Genomic DNA, 346 nt, shown 5'->3' with positions numbered 1-346 from the left:
GTGTAAACCGGTTTGATTTCGGAAGTCAACGGTACGACCGCGGTGCGACGACGCTCGGCGAGCGCGGGCTCAGACGAAGCGGACGGTCTGCTGCAGGCGGGTGCGCACGTCGAAGAGCTCGTTGCCCCCGATCGCCCGCGCCTGCGGCACACCCTGACGCAGCACCATCGCGAGAGCGCTGCGTCGCACCACGACGACCGGAACTCCGCGGCTCGTGCCGAGCGGCGTGACGGCTTGGGCGAGGTCGTCGTCGGGCAGCACGATGATCGCCCCGCCGAAGCGCACGCGCGCGGCCTTCGCGACGGTGCGCATCCGACGCAGAGCAGCGGTGACCGGCGCGCGGGTG

Annotated in this window: 1 pseudogene; it reads right to left on the bottom strand. The window is 71.4% G+C overall.

Annotation, left to right across the window (positions count from 1 at the left end):
- Window positions 1-69 precede the first annotated feature (69 nt).
- Window positions 70-346, bottom strand: a pseudogene (locus L687_RS0122175) (molecular chaperone DnaJ); the annotation flags it as partial.

It is taken from the genome of Microbacterium maritypicum MF109, assembly GCF_000455825.1.
Lineage (GTDB): Bacteria > Actinomycetota > Actinomycetes > Actinomycetales > Microbacteriaceae > Microbacterium > Microbacterium maritypicum_A.
This window is presented reverse-complemented; position numbering and strand designations above follow the sequence as displayed.